At 68.5% G+C, this 21,772-nt stretch carries 20 protein-coding genes; 5 read left to right on the plus strand and 15 right to left on the minus strand.

Going from position 1 to position 21,772, the window contains the following annotated elements; genetic code table 11:
* Positions 1-25 precede the first annotated feature (25 nt).
* The 3 genes from VG899_08760 to VG899_08770 are packed head-to-tail and all read right to left on the minus strand — an operon-like array spanning position 26 to position 4,048.
* Entirely contained in the window at positions 26-2,137 is a 2,112-nt protein-coding gene (locus tag VG899_08760) for an ABC transporter ATP-binding protein (protein ID HWA66443.1), read from the minus strand.
* On the minus strand, positions 2,134-3,060 hold the full coding sequence (locus VG899_08765; GenBank protein HWA66444.1) for an ABC transporter permease: 927 nt from the start codon (positions 3,058-3,060) through the stop codon (positions 2,134-2,136). The genes VG899_08760 and VG899_08765 overlap by 4 nt, the downstream gene beginning before the upstream one ends.
* Positions 3,061-3,067: 7 nt before the next feature.
* Positions 3,068-4,048, minus strand: coding sequence for an ABC transporter permease (locus VG899_08770; protein ID HWA66445.1), 981 nt, complete (start codon positions 4,046-4,048; stop codon positions 3,068-3,070).
* Positions 4,049-4,225: 177 nt separating this feature from the next.
* On the opposite strand from VG899_08770, the gene VG899_08775 reads away from it, so the two are divergent.
* Together VG899_08775 and VG899_08780 are read left to right on the plus strand one after the other, a co-directional pair.
* Positions 4,226-4,963: an ABC transporter ATP-binding protein gene (locus VG899_08775; GenBank protein HWA66446.1), complete on the plus strand. Its 738-nt coding sequence runs from the start codon at positions 4,226-4,228 to the stop codon at positions 4,961-4,963.
* A gap of 10 nt (positions 4,964-4,973) precedes the next feature.
* Positions 4,974-7,490 carry an ABC transporter permease gene (locus VG899_08780; GenBank protein ID HWA66447.1) on the plus strand — a complete coding sequence of 839 codons (2,517 nt, stop codon included), beginning with the start codon at positions 4,974-4,976 and terminating at the stop codon, positions 7,488-7,490.
* A 6-nt stretch (positions 7,491-7,496) separates the two neighbouring features.
* Here the strand turns inward: VG899_08780 and nucS are convergent, their stop codons facing one another.
* The 6 genes from nucS to VG899_08810 form a co-directional block, all read right to left on the minus strand.
* Entirely contained in the window at positions 7,497-8,156 is a 660-nt protein-coding gene (gene nucS, locus VG899_08785) for an endonuclease NucS (GenBank protein HWA66448.1), read from the minus strand.
* Between the two features lie 103 nt (positions 8,157-8,259).
* Entirely contained in the window at positions 8,260-9,501 is a 1,242-nt protein-coding gene (locus tag VG899_08790) for a hypothetical protein (protein HWA66449.1), read from the minus strand.
* A 30-nt stretch (positions 9,502-9,531) separates the two neighbouring features.
* Positions 9,532-10,317 (minus strand): cyclic nucleotide-binding domain-containing protein, encoded by a 786-nt coding sequence (locus tag VG899_08795; GenBank protein HWA66450.1) that lies wholly within the window; start codon positions 10,315-10,317, stop codon positions 9,532-9,534.
* 87 nt (positions 10,318-10,404) lie between these two features.
* Positions 10,405-11,490, minus strand: a complete 1,086-nt coding sequence (locus tag VG899_08800; protein HWA66451.1) for a glycoside hydrolase family 6 protein — start codon at positions 11,488-11,490, stop codon at positions 10,405-10,407.
* 45 nt (positions 11,491-11,535) lie between these two features.
* Positions 11,536-12,615, minus strand: a complete 1,080-nt coding sequence (locus VG899_08805; GenBank protein HWA66452.1) for a glycoside hydrolase family 6 protein — start codon at positions 12,613-12,615, stop codon at positions 11,536-11,538.
* A gap of 66 nt (positions 12,616-12,681) precedes the next feature.
* Positions 12,682-13,539, minus strand: a complete 858-nt coding sequence (locus VG899_08810; protein HWA66453.1) for a metal-dependent hydrolase — start codon at positions 13,537-13,539, stop codon at positions 12,682-12,684.
* 85 nt (positions 13,540-13,624) lie between these two features.
* Between VG899_08810 and VG899_08815 the strand changes: the two genes are divergently transcribed.
* Together VG899_08815 and VG899_08820 are read left to right on the plus strand one after the other, a co-directional pair.
* Positions 13,625-15,331, plus strand: coding sequence for a SpoIIE family protein phosphatase (locus tag VG899_08815; protein HWA66454.1), 1,707 nt, complete (start codon positions 13,625-13,627; stop codon positions 15,329-15,331).
* Positions 15,328-16,239 (plus strand): ATP-binding protein, encoded by a 912-nt coding sequence (locus VG899_08820; protein HWA66455.1) that lies wholly within the window; start codon positions 15,328-15,330, stop codon positions 16,237-16,239. Before VG899_08815 ends, VG899_08820 begins: the two co-directional genes overlap by 4 nt.
* Here the strand turns inward: VG899_08820 and VG899_08825 are convergent.
* The 4 genes from VG899_08825 to murA form a co-directional block, all read right to left on the minus strand.
* Complete coding sequence (locus tag VG899_08825; protein ID HWA66456.1) at positions 16,224-17,003, minus strand: SDR family oxidoreductase; 780 nt, start codon at positions 17,001-17,003, stop codon at positions 16,224-16,226. The genes VG899_08820 and VG899_08825 overlap by 16 nt on opposite strands.
* Complete coding sequence (locus VG899_08830) at positions 16,990-18,021, minus strand: hypothetical protein (GenBank protein ID HWA66457.1); 1,032 nt, start codon at positions 18,019-18,021, stop codon at positions 16,990-16,992. The genes VG899_08825 and VG899_08830 overlap by 14 nt, the downstream gene beginning before the upstream one ends.
* Before the next feature lie 37 nt (positions 18,022-18,058).
* Positions 18,059-18,391, minus strand: a complete 333-nt coding sequence (locus tag VG899_08835; GenBank protein HWA66458.1) for an STAS domain-containing protein — start codon at positions 18,389-18,391, stop codon at positions 18,059-18,061.
* Positions 18,392-18,501: 110 nt separating this feature from the next.
* Entirely contained in the window at positions 18,502-19,767 is a 1,266-nt protein-coding gene (murA, locus tag VG899_08840; GenBank protein ID HWA66459.1) for a UDP-N-acetylglucosamine 1-carboxyvinyltransferase, read from the minus strand.
* A gap of 33 nt (positions 19,768-19,800) precedes the next feature.
* On the opposite strand from murA, the gene VG899_08845 reads away from it, so the two are divergent.
* On the plus strand, positions 19,801-20,403 hold the full coding sequence (locus tag VG899_08845) for a cob(I)yrinic acid a,c-diamide adenosyltransferase (protein ID HWA66460.1): 603 nt from the start codon (positions 19,801-19,803) through the stop codon (positions 20,401-20,403).
* A 230-nt stretch (positions 20,404-20,633) separates the two neighbouring features.
* On the opposite strand, the gene VG899_08850 is transcribed toward VG899_08845, so the two are convergent.
* Together VG899_08850 and atpD are read right to left on the minus strand one after the other, a co-directional pair.
* Positions 20,634-20,903, minus strand: a complete 270-nt coding sequence (locus tag VG899_08850) for a F0F1 ATP synthase subunit epsilon (protein ID HWA66461.1) — start codon at positions 20,901-20,903, stop codon at positions 20,634-20,636.
* 10 nt (positions 20,904-20,913) lie between these two features.
* Positions 20,914-21,772 (minus strand): F0F1 ATP synthase subunit beta (gene atpD, locus VG899_08855; protein ID HWA66462.1); only part of this gene is annotated, 859 nt, incomplete at its 5' end.

A 21,772-nucleotide genomic window follows, 5' to 3' on the forward strand; every position in this document is an offset into this window, starting at 1 on the left:
CTCCTTGTTGGTTCGGTTCTGCATCTCAGACGACCTGTACCGCCTCGGCGTAATGACATGCCGCGGCGTGGTCGTCGCCTTGCGGGTAGAGCGGTGGCACCTCCTCCTCACAGCGCTTGCGGTCATGATCGCCGAGAGCTTCGTACTTGAAACAGCGGCTGCGGAAGCGACATCCCAACGGAACGTGGGTCGGGCTCGGCAAGTCACCCTTCAGCAGGATCCGCTCGCGCTGCCGCTCCTTCGCCGGATCCGGGATGGGGACGGCCGACAGCAGCGCTTGCGTGTACGGGTGCGACGGACGGTCGTACACCGAGTCGACGTCACCGATCTCGACGATCTTGCCGAGGTACATCACCGCGACTCGGTTCGCGATGACGCGTACGACGGACAGGTCGTGAGCCACGAACAGGTAGGACAGCGAGAGGTCGTTGCGCAGCTGCATGAGCAGGTTGACCACACCCGCGCGAATCGACACGTCGAGCGCCGACACCGGTTCGTCGAGCACGAGCAGCTTCGGCTCCAACGCAAGTGCGCGCGCGATCCCGATGCGCTGACGCTGGCCGCCGGAGAACTCCTGCGGGAACCGGCCGGCCATCGATCGGTCGAGCCCGACCATCTCCAGCAGCCCAGCCACCCGCTGCCCGGCCTCGCCGCGTGACATTCCCTGAGCGCGAAGCGGCTCGGTCACGATGTCGCTGACCGGCAGCCGCGGATCCAGCGAGGCGAGGGGATCCTGGAAGACGACCTGCAGGTCGCCGCGCAGCCGGCGACGGTCCGCGCGCGTCAGGTTGCCGGTGGTCTTCCCGGCGATCTCGATCTCGCCGTGCTGCGGCTCGGCGAGCTCCAACACCTCCATCAGCGTCGTGGTCTTGCCGCATCCCGACTCCCCGACGAGACCGAGCGTCTCGCCCTCGCGGATGTCGAGGTCGATGCCGTCCACGGCGCGCACCACGCCGACCTGACGCTTGATCACCGCCCCTTTTAGCAACGGGTAGTGCCGCTCGAGCGCACTCAGCCGCAGAACGGTCGGCCGCTGGTCACGCGGCACGCGCTCGACGTCGGACACGGCGATCTCGGGTGTCGGGAACACCTCGGCGATCGACATTGCCTCGTGCTCGATCTTCTGCTTGAGGTGACAGGCGGCGACGTGGCTCGGCGCGCCGACTCGCTCGAGCTCGGGCTCCTGCTGGCGGCACGGGTCGATCGCCAGCGGACAGCGCGGCGTGAACGGACAGCCATGCGGCAACGCGGCCGGGGACGGCGGGCTGCCCTCGATCGGGGTGAGCGCCGTCACGCCTCGGGCGTCGAGGCGGGGAATCGAGCCGAGCAGGCCCATCGTGTAGGGCATGCGCGGCTGGTAGTAGATGTCGTCCGTCGTACCGACCTCGACCGGCTTGCCGGCGTACATCACCATCACCCGGTCGGCGAGACCGGCGACCACTCCGAGATCGTGGGTGATCATCAGGATCCCGGCGCCCGTCTCGCGCCGGGCGGTCTGCAGCACGTCGAGGATCTGCGCCTGGATCGTCACGTCGAGCGCGGTCGTCGGCTCGTCGGCGATGATCACCTTGGGGTCGTTGGCGATCGCCATCGCGATCATCACGCGCTGGCGCATCCCGCCGGAGAACTCGTGCGGGAACGCGTTCGCCCGCTGCTGCGGGTTCGGGATCCCCACGAGGTCCAGCAGCTCGACCGTCCGGCTCTTTGCCTGCTCCTTGGAGATGTCCTGGTGGATCAGCAACGCCTCGGCGATCTGCTGGCCAACGGTGTAGACGGGTGTCAGCGCGGACAGCGGCTCCTGGAAGATCATCGCGAGGTCGCGGCCGCGGATGCTCGACATCGAGCGGTCGTCGAGCCCGATCAGCTCCCGGCCGTCGAGGGTCACCGAGCCGCTGACCTGGGCGTCGGTGGGAAGCAGGCCCATCACCGCGAGCGACGTCACGGACTTGCCGCTGCCGGACTCGCCGACGATTGCGAGGACCTCGTTGGCGCGAAGCCCGAAGGACAGCCCACGGACGGCCAGCACGTCGGGCCCGGCACCGCCGGGGAATGTCACCGACAGATCGCAGACCGTGAGGATCTCGCCGTCCTCAGCGGGGCGCGACGGAGGTGCCGGGGTCACCTCGAGGCCGGTCATTGCGACTTTCCTGACGACGGGTCGATCGCGTCACGCAGGCCGTCGCCGACCAGGAAGATCGCGAGCACGAACAACACGAGGAAGCCGGCCGGGAAGTAGAACAGCCACGGTTGGGTCAGCGCGGCGTTCTGGCCGTCCGCCATCAAGGTTCCGAGCGAGACATCGGGTGGTTGGATCCCGAAGCCGAAGAACGACAGCAACGCCTCGGTCAGGATGGCGGTCGCGACGTTGACGGTGGCGTCGATGATCAGCAGCGAGGCCAGGTTCGGCAGGACGTGGCGGCCGATGATCCGCCACCTCGGCACGCCCATGTACTTCGCCGCCAGGACGTACTCGCGCTCCTTCAGCGTCAGCGTCTGCCCGCGGACGATCCGTGCGGTGATCTGCCAGATGAACATCCCGATCAGTACGACGAGCAGCCACCAGTGGTTGTCGAACTGGCCGGACATGATCGCGATGATCAGGAACGACGGCAGGATCAGCAGCAGGTCGACGCACCACATCAGGACGCGATCTGCCCACCCGCCGAAGTACCCCGCCGCACTTCCGACGACTGCGGCGATCCCGGTGGCGAGCAGCGCCACCAGCAGGCCGATCAGGATCGACTTCTGCGCGCCCCGCATGGTCGTCGCGAAGATGTCGTGACCGACCGCATCCGTGCCGAACCAGTGCGCCGAGCTGGGCGCGACTGCGTAGGGCGCGTTGAGGTCGATCTCGTTCCACTTCCAGTGGTCGAACAGCGGCCCGACGTACGCGAGCAGCACCAGGATGACGACGAACACCAGCCCGATCAGGCCCACCGGGCTGCGCAGGAACCGCCGCAACACGACGCGCGAACGAGAGGGCACCGCCGTCTCGTCCACGGTGCCGGACGGGTCGTTGTTCCCGCCCTGAAGCAGCAGCTCTCCTGCGGCTGACGTCATGACGCCCTCAACTCGCTCTGACCCGCGGGTCGAGCAGGGCGATGATGAAGTCCTGCAGCGTGGAGGCCAGCAGCACGAGTGCCGCCACGAACAGCGTCACAGCGGCCGTCGCGTTGATGTCGTTGCTCTGGATCGCCGTGATCAGCAGCTCGCCCATGCCGTGCCAGCCGAAGATGATCTCGACAACCGTCGCGCCGGTGAAGATGAGCGCCACGTTGTAGGTGAAGATCGTGATCGCGGGAATCAGAGCGGTACGCAGGGCGTGTGTCGTCAGCGCGCGGCGACGGGACAGCCCTTTGGCGCGAGCCGTGCGCACGTAGTCGCTGCCCATCACGTCGAGCATTGCGCTGCGCTGATAGAGCGAGATGGCTGCCGCGACGATCAGCACGAGCGTGATCGTCGGGAGGATCAGATGGTTGAGGCGATTCCCGATCTGCGCCCACCCGCCGGTGATCGTGGGGTCGTACTGGCCGGTGTACTGGATCACCTGATGGCCGCTGGCGTCGTTGATCCGCACCGCGATCAGCTCGAGTGTCGGTGCGATCACGAACGTCGGCAGCGCGAGGATCACGAACGACATCCCGGAGAACAGTCGATCCGGCCACTTGTACTGCTTGACCGCCGCGATGGCCCCGATCGCGATCCCGATCACACCGCCGAGCACCGTGCCGATCAGCAGCAGCTGACCGCTCACCCACAGCCGGCGCCCGACGTCGGAGTTGACGGTGCCGCCCTGCACCTCGAGGCCGAGGTTTCCGTGGATGACCCCGTCGAGCCAGTGACCGTAACGGTCGAGCAGCGGAACGTCTGGATTCGAGTTCAGCTCGTTCAGCTTCTCGGTGATCACCGCCGGAGACGGCGGGTGGGCGCGGGCGGTGTAGTTGGACGCGGGATGCAGGCTGACCGCGGCGAGCAGATAGGCGATCGAGGTCGCCACGAACACCAGGACCAGATAGTTGACGAAGCGCCGCAGCAGGAACTTCGCCACGCACTCGCCTCGCTCTCAGCGGGTTGAACGAACAGCCACATCGCCGTGAAGCCTCGGAGAACCGTTGGGGATCTCCAGAAACCATCGTGCCACTGCGAATCGCGAAGCATGCGTCGACCGCCTCACGATCCCGCAACACTTCCTACCGCTGTGCAAGTATTGGGAGTCGTGACGAAAGTGGACGAAGCTTCCATACCAGCCGCTCGCGCGATCGATCTCCGCAAGACCTATGGGTCAGGGGCCGCCGCCGTACACGCCCTCGCCGGCGTCGACGTGACGTTCCCGCGCGGCGAGTTCACCGCGGTGATGGGCCCGTCCGGCTCGGGCAAGTCGACGCTGATGCACTGCATGGCGGGTCTGGACCGGGCGAGCTCCGGTCAGACCTTCGTCGGTGAGCACGAGATCGGCAGCCTCGACGACACCGGCCTCACGCAGCTTCGCCGGGACCGGGTCGGGTTCGTCTTCCAGTCGTTCAACCTCGTGCCGACGCTGACCGCCGAGGAGAACATCACGCTGCCGGCGAACCTCGCCGGCAAGCAGGTCGACCAGGAGTGGCTGGGCTACCTGGTCGACCAGCTGGGCATCCGGGACCGGCTGACCCACCGGCCGACCGAGCTGTCCGGCGGACAGCAGCAACGCGTGGCCTGCGCCCGCGCGCTGGTCGGGCGGCCGGATCTGATCTTCGCCGACGAGCCGACGGGCAACCTCGACTCGAACTCCTCCGCCGAGGTCCTCGCCTTCATGCAGCAGTCGGTCCGCGAGTTCGGCCAGTCGATCGTGATGGTCACCCACGACCCGCGTGGCGCGTCGTACGCCGACCGGGTCGTCTTCCTGGCAGACGGCCGCGTGGTCGGCGAGCTCCCCAAACCGACACCGGACAAGGTGCTCGAGCGGATGCGAACCCTCGGGGTCTGACATGTGGCGAGTGACCCTCAAAGGCCTGCTGGCGCACAAGCTGCGCCTGACGCTGACCGCGCTTGCGATCGTGCTCGGCGTCACGTTTGTGACGGGCACGTTCGTGCTCACGGACACGCTGCACAACACGTTCTCGAACCTGATCGGGAACATCTACGCGAAGGTCGACCTGCAGGTCCGCGGCGTTGCGCAGTTCAACCACACCAGCATCGGGGAGACCGCGACCCGTAACCCGATCCCCGAGTCACTGCTGTCGACCGTGCGCGCCGTCCCGGGTGTCGAGTCCGCCGAGGGTGGCCTGACCGGCTACGCCCAGTTCGTCTCGCCCGAGGGCAAGGCCATCAGCGGCAACGCCGGAAGCATCGGGCTGAGCTTCGACCCGAACCCGGACCTGAGCTCGCTCCACGTCGTGTCCGGCCGGGCACCGACCGGACCGGACGACGTCGTGATGGACGCCGGGACCGCGAAGAAGTACCACTTCTCGGTCGGACAGCAGGTGAAGGTGCTGCTGGCAGGGCCCACCCGCACCATGACGTTGGTCGGCATCGTGAAGTTCGGCACGGCCGACAACATCGCCGGTGCCTCCATTGCGGCGTTCGCGCTGCCGACCGCGCAGCAGGTGCTCGACGAGCCCGGGCACCTCGACGACATCAACGTCCTCACCAAGTCCGGCACCGACCAGGCGGCCGTCCAGCGTGCGATCGAAGCGGCGATGCCGTCCGGAGTCCAGGTCGTCACCGGACAGACGGTCGCGAACGAGCAGACCGACTCGGTCGATCAGGCGCTGGGCATCTTCAACACAGCGCTTCTGGTGTTCGCCTTCATCTCGCTGTTCGTCGGCGCCTTCACTATCTTCAACACGTTCTCGATCATCGTGGGACAGCGCACTCGCGAGCTCGCGCTGCTGCGAATCGTCGGAGCGAGCCGCCGTCAGGTCTTCCGCTCGGTGCTCGCCGAAGCGGCACTCGTCGGTCTGGTTGCATCCATCATCGGGCTCGGCGTCGGCATCGGCGCAGCCGTCGGGCTCGAAGGCTTGCTGCGCGTGTTCGGAATCTCCTTCCCCTCGGCGTCATTGGTGTTCCGTCCGCGGACCGCCGTCATCGGGCTGCTGGTCGGAGTGGGCGTCACGGTCGTCGCTGCGATCAGCCCGGCCCGGCGCGCCGTACGCATCTCGCCGATCGAAGCGATCAGCTCCCACCAGACCGGGGTGGAGATCTCCAGCCGCCGCCGGCTCTCCAGCGGCGGCTTCCTCGGCGTGGCGGGGATCGTGCTGCTCGCGATCGGGCTCGGCGCGTCGAAGCTGCCCCTGGTGGGTGTCGGTGCGGCAGCGATCTTCCTCGCCGCCGCGATGCTCGCGCCGGTGTTCGCCCGTCCGGTGTCGAGCGTGATCGGCCGGCCCCTGGCACGGTGGTTCAAGGTGTCCGGCCGACTCGGTCGGGAGAACTCGATGCGCAGCCCCCGGCGTACCGCGCAGACCGCATCGGCGCTCATGATCGGACTCGCCCTGGTGTCGGCGATCACCGTGTTCGGAGCTTCGCTGTCCAAGTCCGCGACGAGCGCCGTCGACCAGGCGATCAGCGCCGATCTGATCATCACGAACTCGAGCCAGTCGCAGCCAGGCATCAGCAACGCCATCGCCGGTCTGGTCGGGAAGGTGCCTGGCGTCACCGTGACGGACACGGCGTACGACGGCCAGGTCGAGGTGGGCGACAGCCTCAAAGACCTGACCGCGATCGGGACCGGCAGCTTGGCGCAGACCGTCATCTTGCGGATGGAGTCGGGCAGCGCCGCGTCGCTGTCTGCCGGGGACCTGCTGATCGACAACACGACCGCGTCGTCGAAGCATCTGTCTGTCGGTGACACATTGCCGGTGAAGTTCGCCAAGACCGGCGTCGTCGACATGCGCATCGGCGGCGTGTTCGACACCAACGCGCTGCTCGGCTCGTACGTCGTCAGCAACGACTTCTTCCTGTCGCACTTCGACCAGACGCTGCCCATCGCCGTACTCGCCCGTACCACTGGCGGCACCGCCAGCGAGCAGGCGGTCACGAGCGCACTGTCCGACTTCCCGAACGTGCAGGTGCAGTCGCGCGCGGAGTTCGAGAAGTCGCAGAAGCAGCAGGTCGACAAGCTGCTCGGCCTGGTCTACGCGCTCCTCGCGCTCGCCGTCATCATCGCGCTGATCGGGATCGTCAACACCTTGATGCTCTCGGTCTTCGAACGCACTCGTGAGATCGGGTTGCTGCGCGCGGTCGGGATGACCAGGCGGCAGATCAGGTCGATGGTGCGGGTCGAGTCGGTGATCCTGGCACTGTTCGGAGCACTGATCGGCATCGTCATCGGGACCGGTCTCGGGATCGCGCTCGTGTCGTCGCTGCATTCCCAAGGCATCAGTGAGACCTCGGTCCCGGTCCCGGAGCTGATCGGGTTCCTCGTGCTGGCAGCGCTGCTCGGCCTGTTCGCCGCGACGTTCCCGGCGCGGCGCGCGGCACGGCTCGACGTACTCGCCGCGATCGCGACCGACTGACCTCGCTCAGAAGAGGCGGTCCTCGGCGTTGTCCAGTCCACGCAGCTCGTCGTAGTCGACCTCCAGGCACAGGATGCCGCGATCTGCCGCCAGCACCTTCGCCTGCGGCTTGATCTCCTGCGCCACGAACATGCCGCGGACCGGCCGCAACAGCGGGTCGCGGTCCAGCCGCTCCAGGTAACGGGTGAGCTGCTCGACGCCGTCGATCTCCCCACGTCGCTTGATCTCGACCGCGACCGTGTGTCCCGCGCCGTCCTTGCACAGCAGGTCCACCGGCCCGATGTCGGTCGGGTACTCCCGGCGTACCAGCGTGAACCCCTCGCCGAGGGTCGCGCAGTTGCTCGCCAGCAGGACCTGAAGATGCGCCTCGACTCCGTCTTTCACCAGACCGGGGTCGATGCCGAGATCGGCGCTCGACTCCGAGAGCACCTCCTCGACGGTGATGAGGAGCTGCTCTCCGCCCTTGTTGGTGACGGTCCAGCTTCCTTCGTCCTCACGTAGTGAACACGGAGGCGTCATCCACATTAGGGGCTTGTAACCACCCGCGTCGGAGTGCACGAGAACCGATCCGTCGGCCTTGACCACGAGCAGCCGCGTCGCCATCGGCAGATGCGCCGTCAGCCGCCCCGAGTAGTCGACGGAGCATCGCGCGATGACCAGCCTCACCGCGCCAACCTATTCGATCCCTCCCCGGTTCGAAGTAGCACACAAGTCGCCGCGAAATGCCCCATTCGCCGCCGAGTGCCCGATTTCGGGGCCCACTTGTGTGCTACTTCGAACGGGGGGCGGGGAGGTGGAGCGTCTCGCGATAGATCAGCGTCCTGCCCGTCAACAGGGCGGTGCCCCAGGGCGGGTCACTGCCGAACGGCGAGGTGTAGTTGTAGACCAAGTAGCGGTGGCCGCCCAGCGGGACGAGCTGCGGGTAGCAAGTGTCGCCGGTCCCCGGTACGTCGGCGATCGGCGTGAAGTCACGGGTGCTCAGGTCGATGCGCCACAGCGAGCAGCGTTTGGTGGTCGCGGCGTAGGTCCCGTCGTACAACGCGAACTGGGTGTTCGTCATCGCCAGATTCGACCCGAGGAAGTCGTAGTTGCCGCCGAACGCGACCTGCCGACGCGCCAGGACGTATGCCCGGCCGCGATCGACGAACACGTACGGCGAGTCCAGGCGCCGGCGATCACCGCGGCACGTCCAGCGCCAGGTCGCCGCCGCCGGCGCGGTGCACACCTTCGCGCCCCAGCCCAGCTTGTCGACCTCCTCGGTCTGGCAGGCCGTCACCAGGCCGCCGTCGGGCAGGAATGCGAAGTCGGTCTCACCGCACTGGCCGCGGTAGACCACCGGCGTGCCGCGATGCACCGGATGCCAGTGCATCGCGTCGCGCGAGGTCATCCAGTAGACGAGCTTCGGTGCGGGGTTCGGGGTGAAGGTGTCTCCGCCGCCGGTGTAGCCGGTCATGTACGCCGTGCCGTCGTAGGTCTTGAACGACCAGGCGATGAAGTCCGGCTGTGGCATCGCCTTGACGGGCTTGCTCCAACGCCCCGGCGAGCGGTACCTGTTGACCAGCTCGCCACCGGGCTGGAAGGCGGCCGCGTTCTGACCGAGCAGAGCGAAGTAGAGGTAGAGGTGGCCTCGCCACACCAGGAACCGAGGCTCTCGCAGGTCCCGGCCGTAGCGGAACACGCCTTCGTAGCGCCAGTGGACCTGATCGCGGCTGCTCACGACGTACAGGCGGGTGTTGTCGTCCGAGATCTGCCATTTGGCGGTCCGGAAGACCAGGAAGTAACGACCCCGGTAGCGCGCCACCGCGAGGTTGGCGTTGGATCGGTTGACCTGAACCTTCGCCGGCAGCCCCGCCGACGGTACGACGGTGACCGGCTCGCTCTGCGCGACCGCTGTGCTCGGTGACTCGATGCGAGCGGCGTGGACAGCGCGAGCAGGAGCGGCGACGGCCGGCGACGCCGCAACCCCGGCGAGAAGCGCAGCCGCGACCGCCCATCGCCTCCCCCGGTCCACGCCCGTAACGTACGCGACCGGGCGGGGCGATCAGGAAGCGGTCATCGCCAAATCGCGCAGGGCCGAACGAGCCACGCCGAACACTGTGGTGCGCTCGACGGCGTGAGCGGTCAGCGCCCCGCGCTGGCCGCGCAGCGCGGCCTGGTCGCCGAACAGTTCGCCGGGCCCGGCGCGTACGACGGTCTGGTCCACGCCGAACCCCTCGCCGCGGATCTCCACCAGGCCTTCGAGCACCACGAAGAACTGACCGGCTCGATGGCCGGGCTGGAAGATCACCTCACCGGGCTGGAAGGTGAAGCGGTCGAGGTTCGTCGCCACCGCCGCCGTGGCCGGCGACGCATCCGCCCCACCGAGATCGAAGGTCTGCTCCAACGGACCCTTGGCGCCGGCGACCGTCGCGTACTCGTAGTCCACGAAGTGCAGCTCGGAAGGCGTCATCCGGTAGAGCGCGCCATTCGGGGCGAGGTGATGGTGGCCGAACTTCTGCACGAACAGCCGCTCGGCCTGCTGCTGCTCTTCGGCGGTGGCGAGGCCGCATCGCCCCACCCCTTGCAGCTCGCGAACCTTGCGCCAGTCCGTCGTGTAGTCGTCGATCGTGACCGACACGTGACGGCTGTCGCTGATGTTGCGGTGCATCTGCGTGTCGGGCGCGACGTGGAAGTAGATCCGGCGGTCGTCGTTGGCGTAGACCACCGTGTCGGCGTGCGGCATCCCGGTGAACGATGACGTCGAGACGGTCACCACGTGATGCAGTCGCAGGTAGCTGACCAAGCCGAGCGGCATCACGCCGGCTTCCTTGGTGAATGCCGTCGTCACGTCGCCGAACTTAGCGGCGGGCCAGCCGCGCAAACCCTCCTGCGCCGTGTGTTCACACGATGTTCGACGCGGCGCAGGCGCGCGTTCCTAGAAGAACGGATCCGTGCGGGCGGCGTTGAGGGCGGCCGACATGTCGAAGTCGTGCCCGTTGTTGATCTTCCACGGGTGGCCGTCCCACACGTACGCGTCGACCCACGTCGCGGCTAGCTTGTCCACCGGCGCCGGAAGCTTCCACCGCGGGTTGGTGACGTCGGTCGTCGGCGGGATGCCGAGCGCAACGCAGACCCGCTGGGTCTTCGTCCGGCAGGTGGGCGGGTTGTTGGCGTTGTGCGTGGCGCGCGGGTACTTGGCGTAGAACTGCTTGTTCGTGTACGGGTGACCGTTGTCCGACGTGTCGATGACGCACCGCTTGTCCGGGAACCCGCGGCGCGCAAGCGCCCGACCGACCGCGGCGCAGTAGCGGATCTCGGACGCCGTCGCTACGTGATGAGACGCGCCGAGGTTGAACCCGCGGGCGTACTGGATGCCTGCCGAGATGAGCAGCTTCGTCAGGGCCGGCACGGACAGCCAGTCCGCCGACCCGCCGTCGATGTAGGTGGTCGCGTTCGGCACGGCCGCGAGCTGCTGTGCGGCGTAGCGGGTCAGGGCTGCGCGTACCTTCGGACCCCAGCTGACCAGCGTCAGCGGCAGATCCGGCTCCAGCACGATGCCGACCTTCGCCGAGCCGATGCCTTGGATCGCCGCGTTGATCCAGTCGCGATAGGCCTGCTGGTCAGCGCTCGACAGCGGCTGGCGGTTGTTGGCCTCCTCGTGCGGATAGAGCCGGAACAGCTCCATCCACACCAGCGTGCTCGGGTTGCCCGCCTGCTCCTGAGCGATGTCCTTGGAGATGATCCCGGCGACCTGGTTGGTCGGGATCCACGATCCGTACGACCGCACGCGCGGGTTGAGCGCCTCCTTCGCGAGCAGCGCGCGGTCGGTCCCGGTGGAGGACTCGTACGCCGGCCACAGGCCGTCCCCGTTGCCCTCGTAGATGCCCCACGGCACGCCGGCGACGGGGTTGGCAGCGGTCGCGTTGGCTGCAGGCAACGCGGGGACGGTGAGCGCAGCGGTTGCGGCAAGCGCCGCGCCGGCAACCGCGCAGCGTCGGACGAAGGAGGAGACCTTGGGCACACGTCATTGTCTGGCCGCGGGGCGGCCGCAGTAAACCGACGTGGGTTACAGGTACGGATCGGTGCTGGCGGCTTCGATCGCATGTTGCAGATCGAAGTCGTGTCCGTTGTCGACCTTCCACGGGTGGCCGGTCCAGACATAGGCATCGACCCAGTGCGCCGCCATCTTCGCCACACCGGTGGGCAGGCCCCACTTCGGATCTGAGACGTCGGTCGTCGGCGGGATGCCGAGTGCCACACAGACCCGCTGCGTCTTGCTCGTGCACGCCGGAGGGTTGTCCGCGTTGTACTCGCCACGCGGGTACTTCTCGTAGAACTGCTTGTTCGTGTACGGATGGCCGTTGTCGGACGTGTCGATGACACAGTGCTTGCCGGGGTAGCCGTCCCGCGCGAGCGCGAGGCCGACCAGGCGGCAGTAGCGGACCTCTGAGCCGGTCGAGTCGTGGTGAGACGCACCGAGACTGACTCCGCGGGCGTACTTGATCCCGGCGGACTCGAGCAGTTTCACGAGGTCAGGGACGCTCAGCCAGTCGGCAGAACCACCGTCGATGTAGACGCTCGCGTTCGGCAGGCTCGACAGGCGCTGTGCCGCGTAGCGGACGAGTCCGGCCCGCACCTTCGGCCCCCAGCTGACCAGCGTCAGCGGCAGGTCCGGCTCGAGCACGACACCGACCTTCGCCGTACCGATGCCGCGGATGGCTGCGTCGACCCAGTTGCGATACGCCTGCTGCTGCTCGACGGTCATCGGGACGTGGTTGGCGGCCTCCTCGTGCGGCCAGAGCCGGAAGATCGCCATCCAGACGAGGACGTTCGGGTTGCCGCCCTGCTCTTGCGCGATGTCGGACGAGATCAGCTCGCGAACGTCCCCGGTCGGTATCCACGAACCGTACGACCGGACCCGCGCATGAAGAGCCATCCGGCCCAGCAACGCGTGCGTCGTACCGGTCGAGTGCTGGTAGGCCGGCCACAAGCCGTCACCCGACCCCTGGTAGATGCCCCAGCGCGTTCCCGCGACCGGGTCGCTCACCGACGTACCTGCGCCGGCGGGCAGCGCGATCGCAGTGAGGGTGGCGAGCGTCAGCCCGAGGACCGCAAGCCGCCGCAGGTGGGCCTTGACCGGATGCACACGATCCAGTGAACCCAGCCCGAGCCGCCGCGAAAATGGCTCAAAAGCACTATTTCCAGGGCTGGCTCAGGACGCGAGCGCCGGTCCCTTGAGCGTGTCGACCATGAGGCCGGTGGTGCCGAAAAGCCGTTCCCGCCACTCGCTGACCAGATCGTCGTTCGGGACGTCGCTGGGATGGAAGCCCCGGCGTTCGTAGGCCTTGAGCCGGTGCCAGACCTCCTTGCTCATGAACGGCTGAGTGCGGACGTACCGCCAGCTCTTGCTCAGCGCTCCCGGCCGGTACGACGCACGGTCGGTCGCCAGCGAGGCGATCACCTGGATGGCCGTCGAGATCGCGAACCCCCAGCGGGCGATCTTCATCGTGAAAATGCGCATCCGCTCGCTGCCTCCGACCGCCCGGTAGACGTCGAAGGCGACCGCCTTGTGCTCGCTCTCCTCGAGGGCGTGCCACATGAACAGGTTGCGGACCGCCTCGTCACCGAAGGACTCCTGCGTCTCGCTGCTGGTGAGGACCAGCTCGGCGAGCGTCGCGGTCACATGCTCGAGCGCCGCCGTCGCCGCGAGGTTCGTGATCGCCGGCGTGTGGCGCTCGCGGAACCCGATCGCCCGCCGGACGAACCGCTCGACGAACTTCGTGTGGTAGCCCATCTCGTCCAGGCGCGTGTTGAACGCCCGGTGCTCGCGGCCGTGGGTCACCTCCTGGCCGATGAAACCCGACACCTGCTCGGCGAGCACCGGGTCGGTGATCTGCTCGCGATAGTGGCGAACCGACCGGACGAAGAAGTCCTCGCCGTCGGGAAAGACCGCCGACAGCGCCGCGATGATGTGGCTCGAGATGAGATCCCCGCCCGCGCCGAAGTGGCGCGGGACGTGGGCGAACGTCGGCTCGAGGGCAAGACGGCGTACCGGGACCGAGGTCGTCATCCGCTCACGGTGTCACGACCGGCAGCGCACTGTCACCGTCAGGTGCGTCACACGACGCCTCGCGGCTGCCTTGTAGGTTCGGCCCATGACGGGGCCCGACCAGCCGGCGCCAGGCCGACGTCCCGGCCTGATCCTGTCGAGCTTCCTGCAGGCGATCGTCGAAGCCTCGCCCGACGCCGTCATCGCGGTGTCTCCCGACCGCCGCATCCTGGCGGTGAACCGCCGGTTCCAGCAGATGTGGTCACTGCCGGACTCGGCGGTCCAGATCGGCGAGATCTCACCCGTCTTCACCGCCGACCAGCGCCGGCTGATCGCCGACATCGAGGCCTACCAAGCGGCCCTGCAGTGGGGGCACGACCATCCCACGATGTCGCAGACCCTGGAGCTGCACCTCACCGACGGACGGACCCTCGAGGGGTATGCCGACGGCCTGGTCGACGACGACGGCACCTATCTGGGCCGGGTCTGGTATATGCACGACGCGACGGCTCGCCGGGCAGTCGAACGAGAACGCGAGGCGCTGACCGAGCAGCTCGCGGCCGCCGAGCGATCCCAGCGCTTCCTGCTCCGCGCCGCCGACGCGCTCGCCAGGACCTCGGGGTTCTCCGACACCTTGCAGGCGCTCGCCGAGGTCGCGGTGCCGACGCTCGGGGACCTCTGCCTGATCGACGTGGCCGTTGACTCCGGCGGGGTGGCCCGGATGGCGGCGGTGCACGCCGATCCCAGCCGCCGGGCGCTCGCCGACCGGCTTCGGTTTTGGCCACCGGATCCGGAGGGCAATCATCCGAGTGTCGTGGTGATGCGTGAGCGACGGTCGCACTGGTCGACCGAGATGGCCGAGGACTTCCTGGCAGCCACTACTCGCAATGCGGAGCATCTCGAGGTGCTCGGCGCTTTGGAGTTCCACAGCTATATGGCCGTCCCGCTGATCGCGCAGGACCAGGTGCTCGGTGCGGTGACGTTCGTCTCGTCCGGATCGCAGCGCGTCTTCGATGTCGAAGACCTCCGGCTCGCCGAGGACCTGGCGACGCGCATGGCTCTGGTCGTGGACAAGGAACGCCGCTACGACCGAGAGCGCGAGGCTTCCCACCTGCTGCAGTCCAGCCTGCTGCCGCGCCACGAGCTCGCCGTACCAGGCATGCAGGTGGCGGTCCGCTACCTGGCCGGTACCCGCCACGCCGAGGTCGGCGGCGACTTCTGGGACTACGCCGCTCTGGCGGGCGGCGAGGTGGCGCTCGTGGTCGGCGACGTCGCAGGCCACGACATGGTCGCCGCCGCCCAGATGGCACAGCTGCGAAGCGTCTGCCGGGCGATCCAGACCGACGGTCCGGCGGCTCTGCTCGATGCCGTCCAGCAGGTCTGGCAACACCTTGATCTCGATCGTCTCGCCACCGCGGTGTTCGCGAGGTTCGAACCGGCATCGGGACGACTACGACTGGCCTCGGCGGGGCATCCCCCACCGGTGGTGGTCGAGGCGGACGATGCCTTCGTCGTCGCGGTCGAACCGGTGCCGCCGCTCGGCGCACCCGCGACGCCCGCGGTCGAGTGGGACGGCGTGCTTCCCGCCGACGCGGCGGTCGTGTTCTACACCGACGGCCTCGTCGAGAGCAGCGAACGCGACGTCGACGAAGGCACCGCTGCCCTGATCGAGGTCTGCCGCCATGTTGGCCCGGGCGACCCCGAGGCCCTCGCTGATCGCATCCTCGAGGCGTTGACCACGCCGGACCGCAGTGACGACGTCGCGGTCGTCGTCGTACGCCGGGTGGGCGCCTCGTCGGCGGCACTGCAGTGAGCGAGCCATCCGTCGCCGGCGCCGCTCGCGACCTCGCCTCGACGATCCGGCCGCTGCGGCTGCCCGCGACGCCGGAGAGCGCAGTGATGGCACGGCACCATGTCGTGGATGCGCTGCGAGCCTGGGGTGTCGCCGACCTTGCCGAGGATGCGGCGCTGTGTGCCACCGAGCTCGCGACCAACGCGATCCTGCATTCGCGCGGAACCTTCACGATCTCGATCCGCAGAAGCCTCTCCGGCGCCCGGGTGGACGTCCAAGACGACCGGCCCGAGCGGCTGCCCGTCGTCGTGCCGGACTCCTTCGAGCCGCTGGACACCGGCATCACCGGGCGTGGGCTGATCCTGGTCGCCGCCATCGCGCGCCGCTGGGGCTACTTCACGACCGACGTCGCCAAGACGATCTGGTTCGAGGTGTCGTCGGACGAACCCGAGGAGCCGACGGCTCCCATCGTGGAGATCGTCGAGCGCGAGCGTGCGGCGCCGGCCTTCACGCTCCGGCTCATCGACATGCCGGTGCGCGCAGCGATCGCCAGCGGCATCCAGGTGGATGAGCTCGTCCGCGAGCTCCAGCTCGACCGCGCTCGCCTCGACGCGGCGGATCGTGACCAGCTCCACGCGCTGCTGGACCGCTCCGCCGGACCGCGCCTGGTCGGCCGGCAACAGGCGTTCAACGCCGCGGCCGAAGGCAAACAGCGGTATGCGATGGCACTGCGGACCACGTTGGCCGAAGCAGGGGCCCTCGCCGAGCTGAGCGCGCTGCTCGCCCGGCTGGCGACGCAGAGCGAGATCGAGGCGGCAGCGGTCGGCGCAGAGGTCCTCGCGCTACGGGAGTGGATCAACTCCGAGCTCGTGGCGCAGTCGGCCGGTGCCGCGCCGACGCCGTACCCCGCCGCTCACAGCGACCGGTAGAGACCGCCGTCGGCGAGGATCTGGGCGCCGTTGATGTAGCTCGACGCGTCGCTTGCGAGGAAGACCGCGAGACCGACCAGGTCGCCGGGTACGCCGATGCGGCCCATCGGGTTCATCGCCGCCGCCTGCTCCTTGAAGCCGGCGGGCCAGGCGAGCGTGATGTCGGTCTCGAACGCACCCGGCAGGATGACGTTCGCCCGCACCTTCGGCGCCCACGTCCCTGCCAGGCCGAGGGTGAGCGCGTTGAGCCCGGCCTTGGCCATCGCGTATGGCAGCTCCACCGCGGTCGGACGCAGCGACCCAGCCGTCGAGACGTTGATGATCGAGCCGCCGTCGGCGCCAGCCATCCGTTCGCCGAACAACGCTGACAGTCGGAACGGGCCGCGCGCGTTGACCGCGTGAACCTTGTCGTACAGCTCGGCGCTCACCGCGGGCAGGCCGTCGTACCGCGGCGACATGCCCGCGTTGTTGACCAGCACCTCGCAGTGCCCGAACTCGGCGTACACCGCGTCGGCCAGCGCGCTGCAGGAGTCCCAGTCGCCGACGTGGCACTGCACCGCGAGGGTGCGCCTGCCGGTCGTTTCCGCGATCTGGGCCGCGGCCTGCTGACACGCGTCGAGCTTGCGGCTGGCGATGACCACGTCGGCACCCGCGGCCGCGAAGCCGGCCGCGATCGCCCGCCCGATGCCACGGCTGCCGCCCGTGACGACCGCCAGCTTGCCGGCGAGGTCGAAGGACACGGCCTGCGCGTCAGGGGCGGACAACCGCGACGTCCTGCTTGCCGCTGTAGCTGCCGCCGGACACCAGGCAGCCTGCCGCTGTCGGGCAGGCGACGTGCTGCACCGGACTCGGCACCTTGATGCGCTTCGTGGCCACCACCTTGCCGCTGTGCAGGCGCGCGGCCGCCTGGTTGTTGATGCCGAGGCAGTCCGTCGCGTCCCAGCACGACAAAGCGGTCACCCCGGCCGCGTCGCGAGCAGGCTTGCCCGGCTTCCCGTGCGAGATCGGGAGCACGTAGGGCACCTGCGCGCCCTTCTGCAGGCTGTTGCCGACGGCGTAGCAGGTGGCTCGGCCACCGCACGACACGTCGACCAACGTCGTGAGCGACCGCGCCGTACGTACCTTTTGCGGTGCGTCGCCGGCGAACCCGACGACCACCCCGTGCTGGGTGCCGGTGGCCTGGCCGCTCTGTCCGACCGCGATGCAGCGACCACCGAGGCAGGAGATGGCGTTGAGGAAGCTCGCCCCGGCGACTCTTCTCGCGTTGGCGACCTCGGATCCGCGGTCGAGGACCGCATAGACGGCGTGCTGGTTGTCCGCCGACCCGGAGTTGCCGACCGCGATGCAGCGGCTGACCTCAGGGCAGGCGATCGCGTTGAGGACGTCCATGCCGCCGAGCGCGATGATGCCCGCCGAGTTCCCGTCGACCACCCAGCCGACACCGCCGCGGTCGGCCAGCACGCACGTCGACGTGGTCGGGCAGGCGATCGCGATGCCGTTCGGCGGCACGACCCGCGCCGGCCCGGGGACCCCGTTGCGGACCAGCGAGAGCCCGTACGGGTTGTAGTCCGTCTGCAGCGCCACGCCGCAGACGGTGTGCGTCACCGCATGCCCTCTGGGACAGCTCAGGTCGAACAGCGTCAACGCGTGCGGGATCGGTTTCGCCGCACCGACGGTGATGTGATGAGCGGCGGCGGCGGCCGCGCCGCCGGACGCGCCGGCTACGACGGCCGGTACGGCGAGCGCCAGGAGCCCGACGAGACTGCGCAATCTCTTGCCCACTCCGTGACCGTAGCGGGCATACCGCCTCGTTGGGCGGCTATCCGGCCGCCTCGACGGTCAGCACCCGGTTGAGCCTGGTCGCCGCGAGTATCCGCTCGATGCGCGTCGGGACGCTGCGGAGCACGAGACGACGGTCCTGGCGCATCGCAAGACGATGGGCTCCGACGAGGACCCCGAGGCCGCTGGCGTCGATGCGCTCCACGCCCCCGAGGTCCACGACCAGGTCGCCGGTGCCGTTCTCCGCGGCCGCCATCAGCACCTGACGCACCTCAGCAACGGTCGAGGCGGCCACCCAGCCGGAGATCGACACCGACCTGCCCGCCTCGTCGAGTGACACGACGACGTGAGCGGACCCGCCTCGGGGGGTCACTCGGTCCTGCACCACTTGCACGGATCAGCCCTCTCACGCCGAGGTCGTCCCCCTTCGTCAACTAAGACGCGCCAGCGGCCGCGAAGGTTGCCTCGATCGGCGAAACCGGTTCAGAGCAGGGTGTCGTCCGGCACCCGGCGGATGTTCGCGCCGAGACCGGTGAGTGTCTCGACGAAACACTGGTAGCCGCGATCCACGTGGAAGGCGTCGGAGATCGTGGTGACGCCGTCTGCGACGACGCCGGCAAGGACGAGCGCCGCCCCCGCCCGGATGTCAGTGGCGCGAACCGGTGCTCCGGAGAGCCGTTCGCGGCCACGCACGATCGCGTGATGCCCGTCGGTGCGGACGTCGGCTGCCAGACGTACCAGCTCGTCGATGAACATGAAGCGGCCTTCGAAGATGTTCTCGGTCACGAAGGCGACGCCCTCGGCGACGGAGTTCATCGCGATCGCCATCGGCTGCAGGTCGGTCGGGAAGCCCGGGTACGGAAGGGTCACGATGTCCACGGCGCGCGGCCGCGTCTGACACGAGACGGCGAACCCGTCGTCGTACGTCGTGATCTGCGCGCCGGCCTGTGCGAGCTTGTCCAAGGCGAGCTCGAGGTGCTCGTGACTGCCGCCGCGCACCCGGATGTCCCCTTGCGTCATCGTCGCGGCGAACGCCCAGGTGCCGGCGACGATCCGGTCGCCGACCACACGGTGCTCGACGGGGCGCAGCTCGTCGACGCCGTCGATCTCCAGGGTCGAGGTGCCGATGCCGCCGATCTGGGCGCCCATCGCGACCAGCATGTCGCAGAGATCGACGATCTCGGGCTCACGGGCGGCGTTGTCGATGACGGACGTCCCCTTCGCGAGAACCGCTGCCATGAGGATGTTCTCGGTCGCACCGACGCTCGGGAAGTCGAGCCAGATCTGCGCCCCTGACAGCTGCGCCGCCTCCGCGACCAGATAGCCGTGGGTGTTGTCGAACACCGCCCCGAGCCGCTCGAGGCCCATCACGTGCAGGTCGAGGGCGCGGGAACCGATCGCGTCGCCGCCGGGCAACGCCACCCTCGCGCGACCGGCACGTGCGATCAGCGGGCCGAGCACGCAGACCGAGCCGCGGATGCGGCGTACGTGTTCGTAGTCGGCCTCGTAGCCGAGCGTCTCGGGAACCGCGATCGCGATGTCAGGCGCCATTCCGGACACCTCCGCGCCGAGCCCGTGCAGCACCTCGGCCATGATCGGCACGTCGCCGATGTCGGGCACGTTGGACAGCCGAGTGGTGCCGGTCGCCAGCAACGACGCGGCCATCACCTTCAGGACGCTGTTCTTCGCCCCGGACACGGTGGCCTCGCCGGCGAGCCTGGCGCCGCCGACGACCTCGAACTGCTCCACGAGCGAAGGGTAGTTGCCGAATAGGGTCGAGACGTGAGCCCTCGCGAGCGGAAGACGTCTACGGTCCACCTCACGCGGATCTACACCCGGACGGGGGACGACGGCACCACCGCCCTCGGCGACATGAGCCGGGTGCCGAAGACCGCCCCACGGGTCGTGGCCTACGGCGAGGTCGACGAGACGAACTCCGCGATCGGCGTCGCGCTTGCCCTCGGCGACCTCGAACCCGCGGTGGTCGCGCTGCTCACCGAAGTGCAGAACGACCTGTTCGACGTGGGTGCTGACCTGTGTACGCCGATCGACCCCGAGCCGAAGTGGGCGCCGCTGCGGATCGACGCTTCCTATATCGATCGGCTCGAGGCCGCCTGCGACGAACACAACGCCCGGCTGGCACCGCTCGACTCGTTCGTGCTGCCGGCCGGTACGACGGGGGCGGCGCTGCTGCACGTGGCACGCACGGCGGCCCGACGCGCCGAGCGCGCGGTCTGGACGCTGCTCGCCGATGAGCCCGAGCTCACCAACGCGCTGACCGCGACGTACCTCAATCGCCTGTCAGACCTGCTGTTCATCCTCGCCCGGGTCGCCAACCTCACAACCGGCGACGTGAAGTGGACCCCTCAGGCCGGTCGGCGCTAGGCGTCAGGTCAAAGTCAAAGTCGAAACCAGCGATGACTGGAGGCCGGCTGGGCTGCTTGGTCGCGTTCCAGCCGCCGGTTGCGTCGAACGGTCGCAAATGAACGGTTTCAAGACGCCGAAACGGTTGATTTGTGACCGCAAGAAGCAAGTGGGCAGCGAAACGCAACCCCCGCCGGGAGCCATCCCAGTCAATGCTGCTTCTTGCTTTTGACCGAACGGTCAGCCAACGGTCAGGACTCGCCGCTGACCTCGACGGACTCCGCGAGGATCTTCACCCCGTCGGCGCTGACCGACAGGAAGCCGCCGGTCACGTTGGCGACGAGCTCGCCCTCGCCGCTGCGCCGAATGGTCACCGGAGCCTCGACCAGCACCCCCAGCAGCGGGATGTGCCGCGGCAGGATGCCGATCTCGCCGTCCATCGTGCGCGCGCGCACGAACTCCGCCTCCCCCGACCACACCATCCGGTCGGGAGCGACGAGGTCGACCTGCATCGTTGCCATCTAGCTCGACCTACTCGGATAGCTTCTTGGCGTTGGCCTCGACGTCCTCGACGCCACCACACATGAAGAACGCCTGCTCCGGCTGCTCGTCGAACTCGCCGTCACAGAGCCGCTTGAAGGAGTCGATCGTCTCAGCCAGCGGCACGAACTTGCCGGGGATGCCGGTGAACTGCTCGGCGACGAAGAACGGCTGCGACAGGAACCGCTCGATGCGCCGGGCCCGGTTGACGGCGATGCGGTCCTCTTCGGAGAGCTCGTCGATACCGAGGATCGCGATGATGTCCTGCAGGTCGCGGTACTTCTGCAGGATCTCCTGGGTACGGCGCGCGACCTGGTAGTGCTCGTCACCGACGTAGCGCGGGTCAAGGATCCGCGAGGTCGAGTCGAGCGGGTCGACGGCCGGGTAGATGCCCTTCTCCGAGATCGACCGCGACAGAACGGTGGTCGCGTCGAGGTGGGCGAACGTGGTGTGCGGCGCCGGGTCGGTGATGTCGTCCGCGGGGACGTAGATCGCCTGCAGCGACGTGATGGAGTGACCACGTGTCGAGGTGATCCGCTCCTGCAGCTCGCCCATCTCGTCAGCCAGCGTCGGCTGGTAACCGACGGCGGAGGGCATGCGGCCGAGCAGCGTCGAGACCTCGGAGCCCGCCTGGGTGAACCGGAAGATGTTGTCGATGAACAGCAGCACGTCTTGCTTCTGCACGTCGCGGAAGTACTCCGCCATCGTGAGGCCGGCGAGCGCGATCCGAAGGCGGGTGCCCGGCGGCTCATCCATCTGACCGAACACGAGGGCGGTGTCCTTGAGGACGTCCGCCTCCTCCATCTCGAGGTAGAGGTCGTTGCCCTCGCGGGTGCGCTCACCGACACCG

The sequence above is a fragment of the Mycobacteriales bacterium genome, assembly GCA_035550055.1.
Lineage (GTDB): Bacteria > Actinomycetota > Actinomycetes > JAFAQI01 > JAFAQI01 > DASZTV01.

What these genes read in the sequence shown, in the direction of transcription:
- VG899_08810 (HWA66453.1), bottom strand. Translation starts at nt 13,539, where the DNA reads ATGACGACCTCGGTCCCGGTACGCCGTCTTGCCCTCGAGCCGACGTTC.
- VG899_08850 (HWA66461.1), bottom strand. Translation starts at nt 20,903, where the DNA reads ATGGCAACGATGCAGGTCGACCTCGTCGCTCCCGACCGGATGGTGTGG.
- VG899_08815 (HWA66454.1), top strand. Translation starts at nt 13,625, where the DNA reads ATGACGGGGCCCGACCAGCCGGCGCCAGGCCGACGTCCCGGCCTGATC.
- VG899_08765 (HWA66444.1), bottom strand. Translation starts at nt 3,060, where the DNA reads ATGACGTCAGCCGCAGGAGAGCTGCTGCTTCAGGGCGGGAACAACGAC.
- VG899_08760 (HWA66443.1), bottom strand. Translation starts at nt 2,137, where the DNA reads ATGACCGGCCTCGAGGTGACCCCGGCACCTCCGTCGCGCCCCGCTGAG.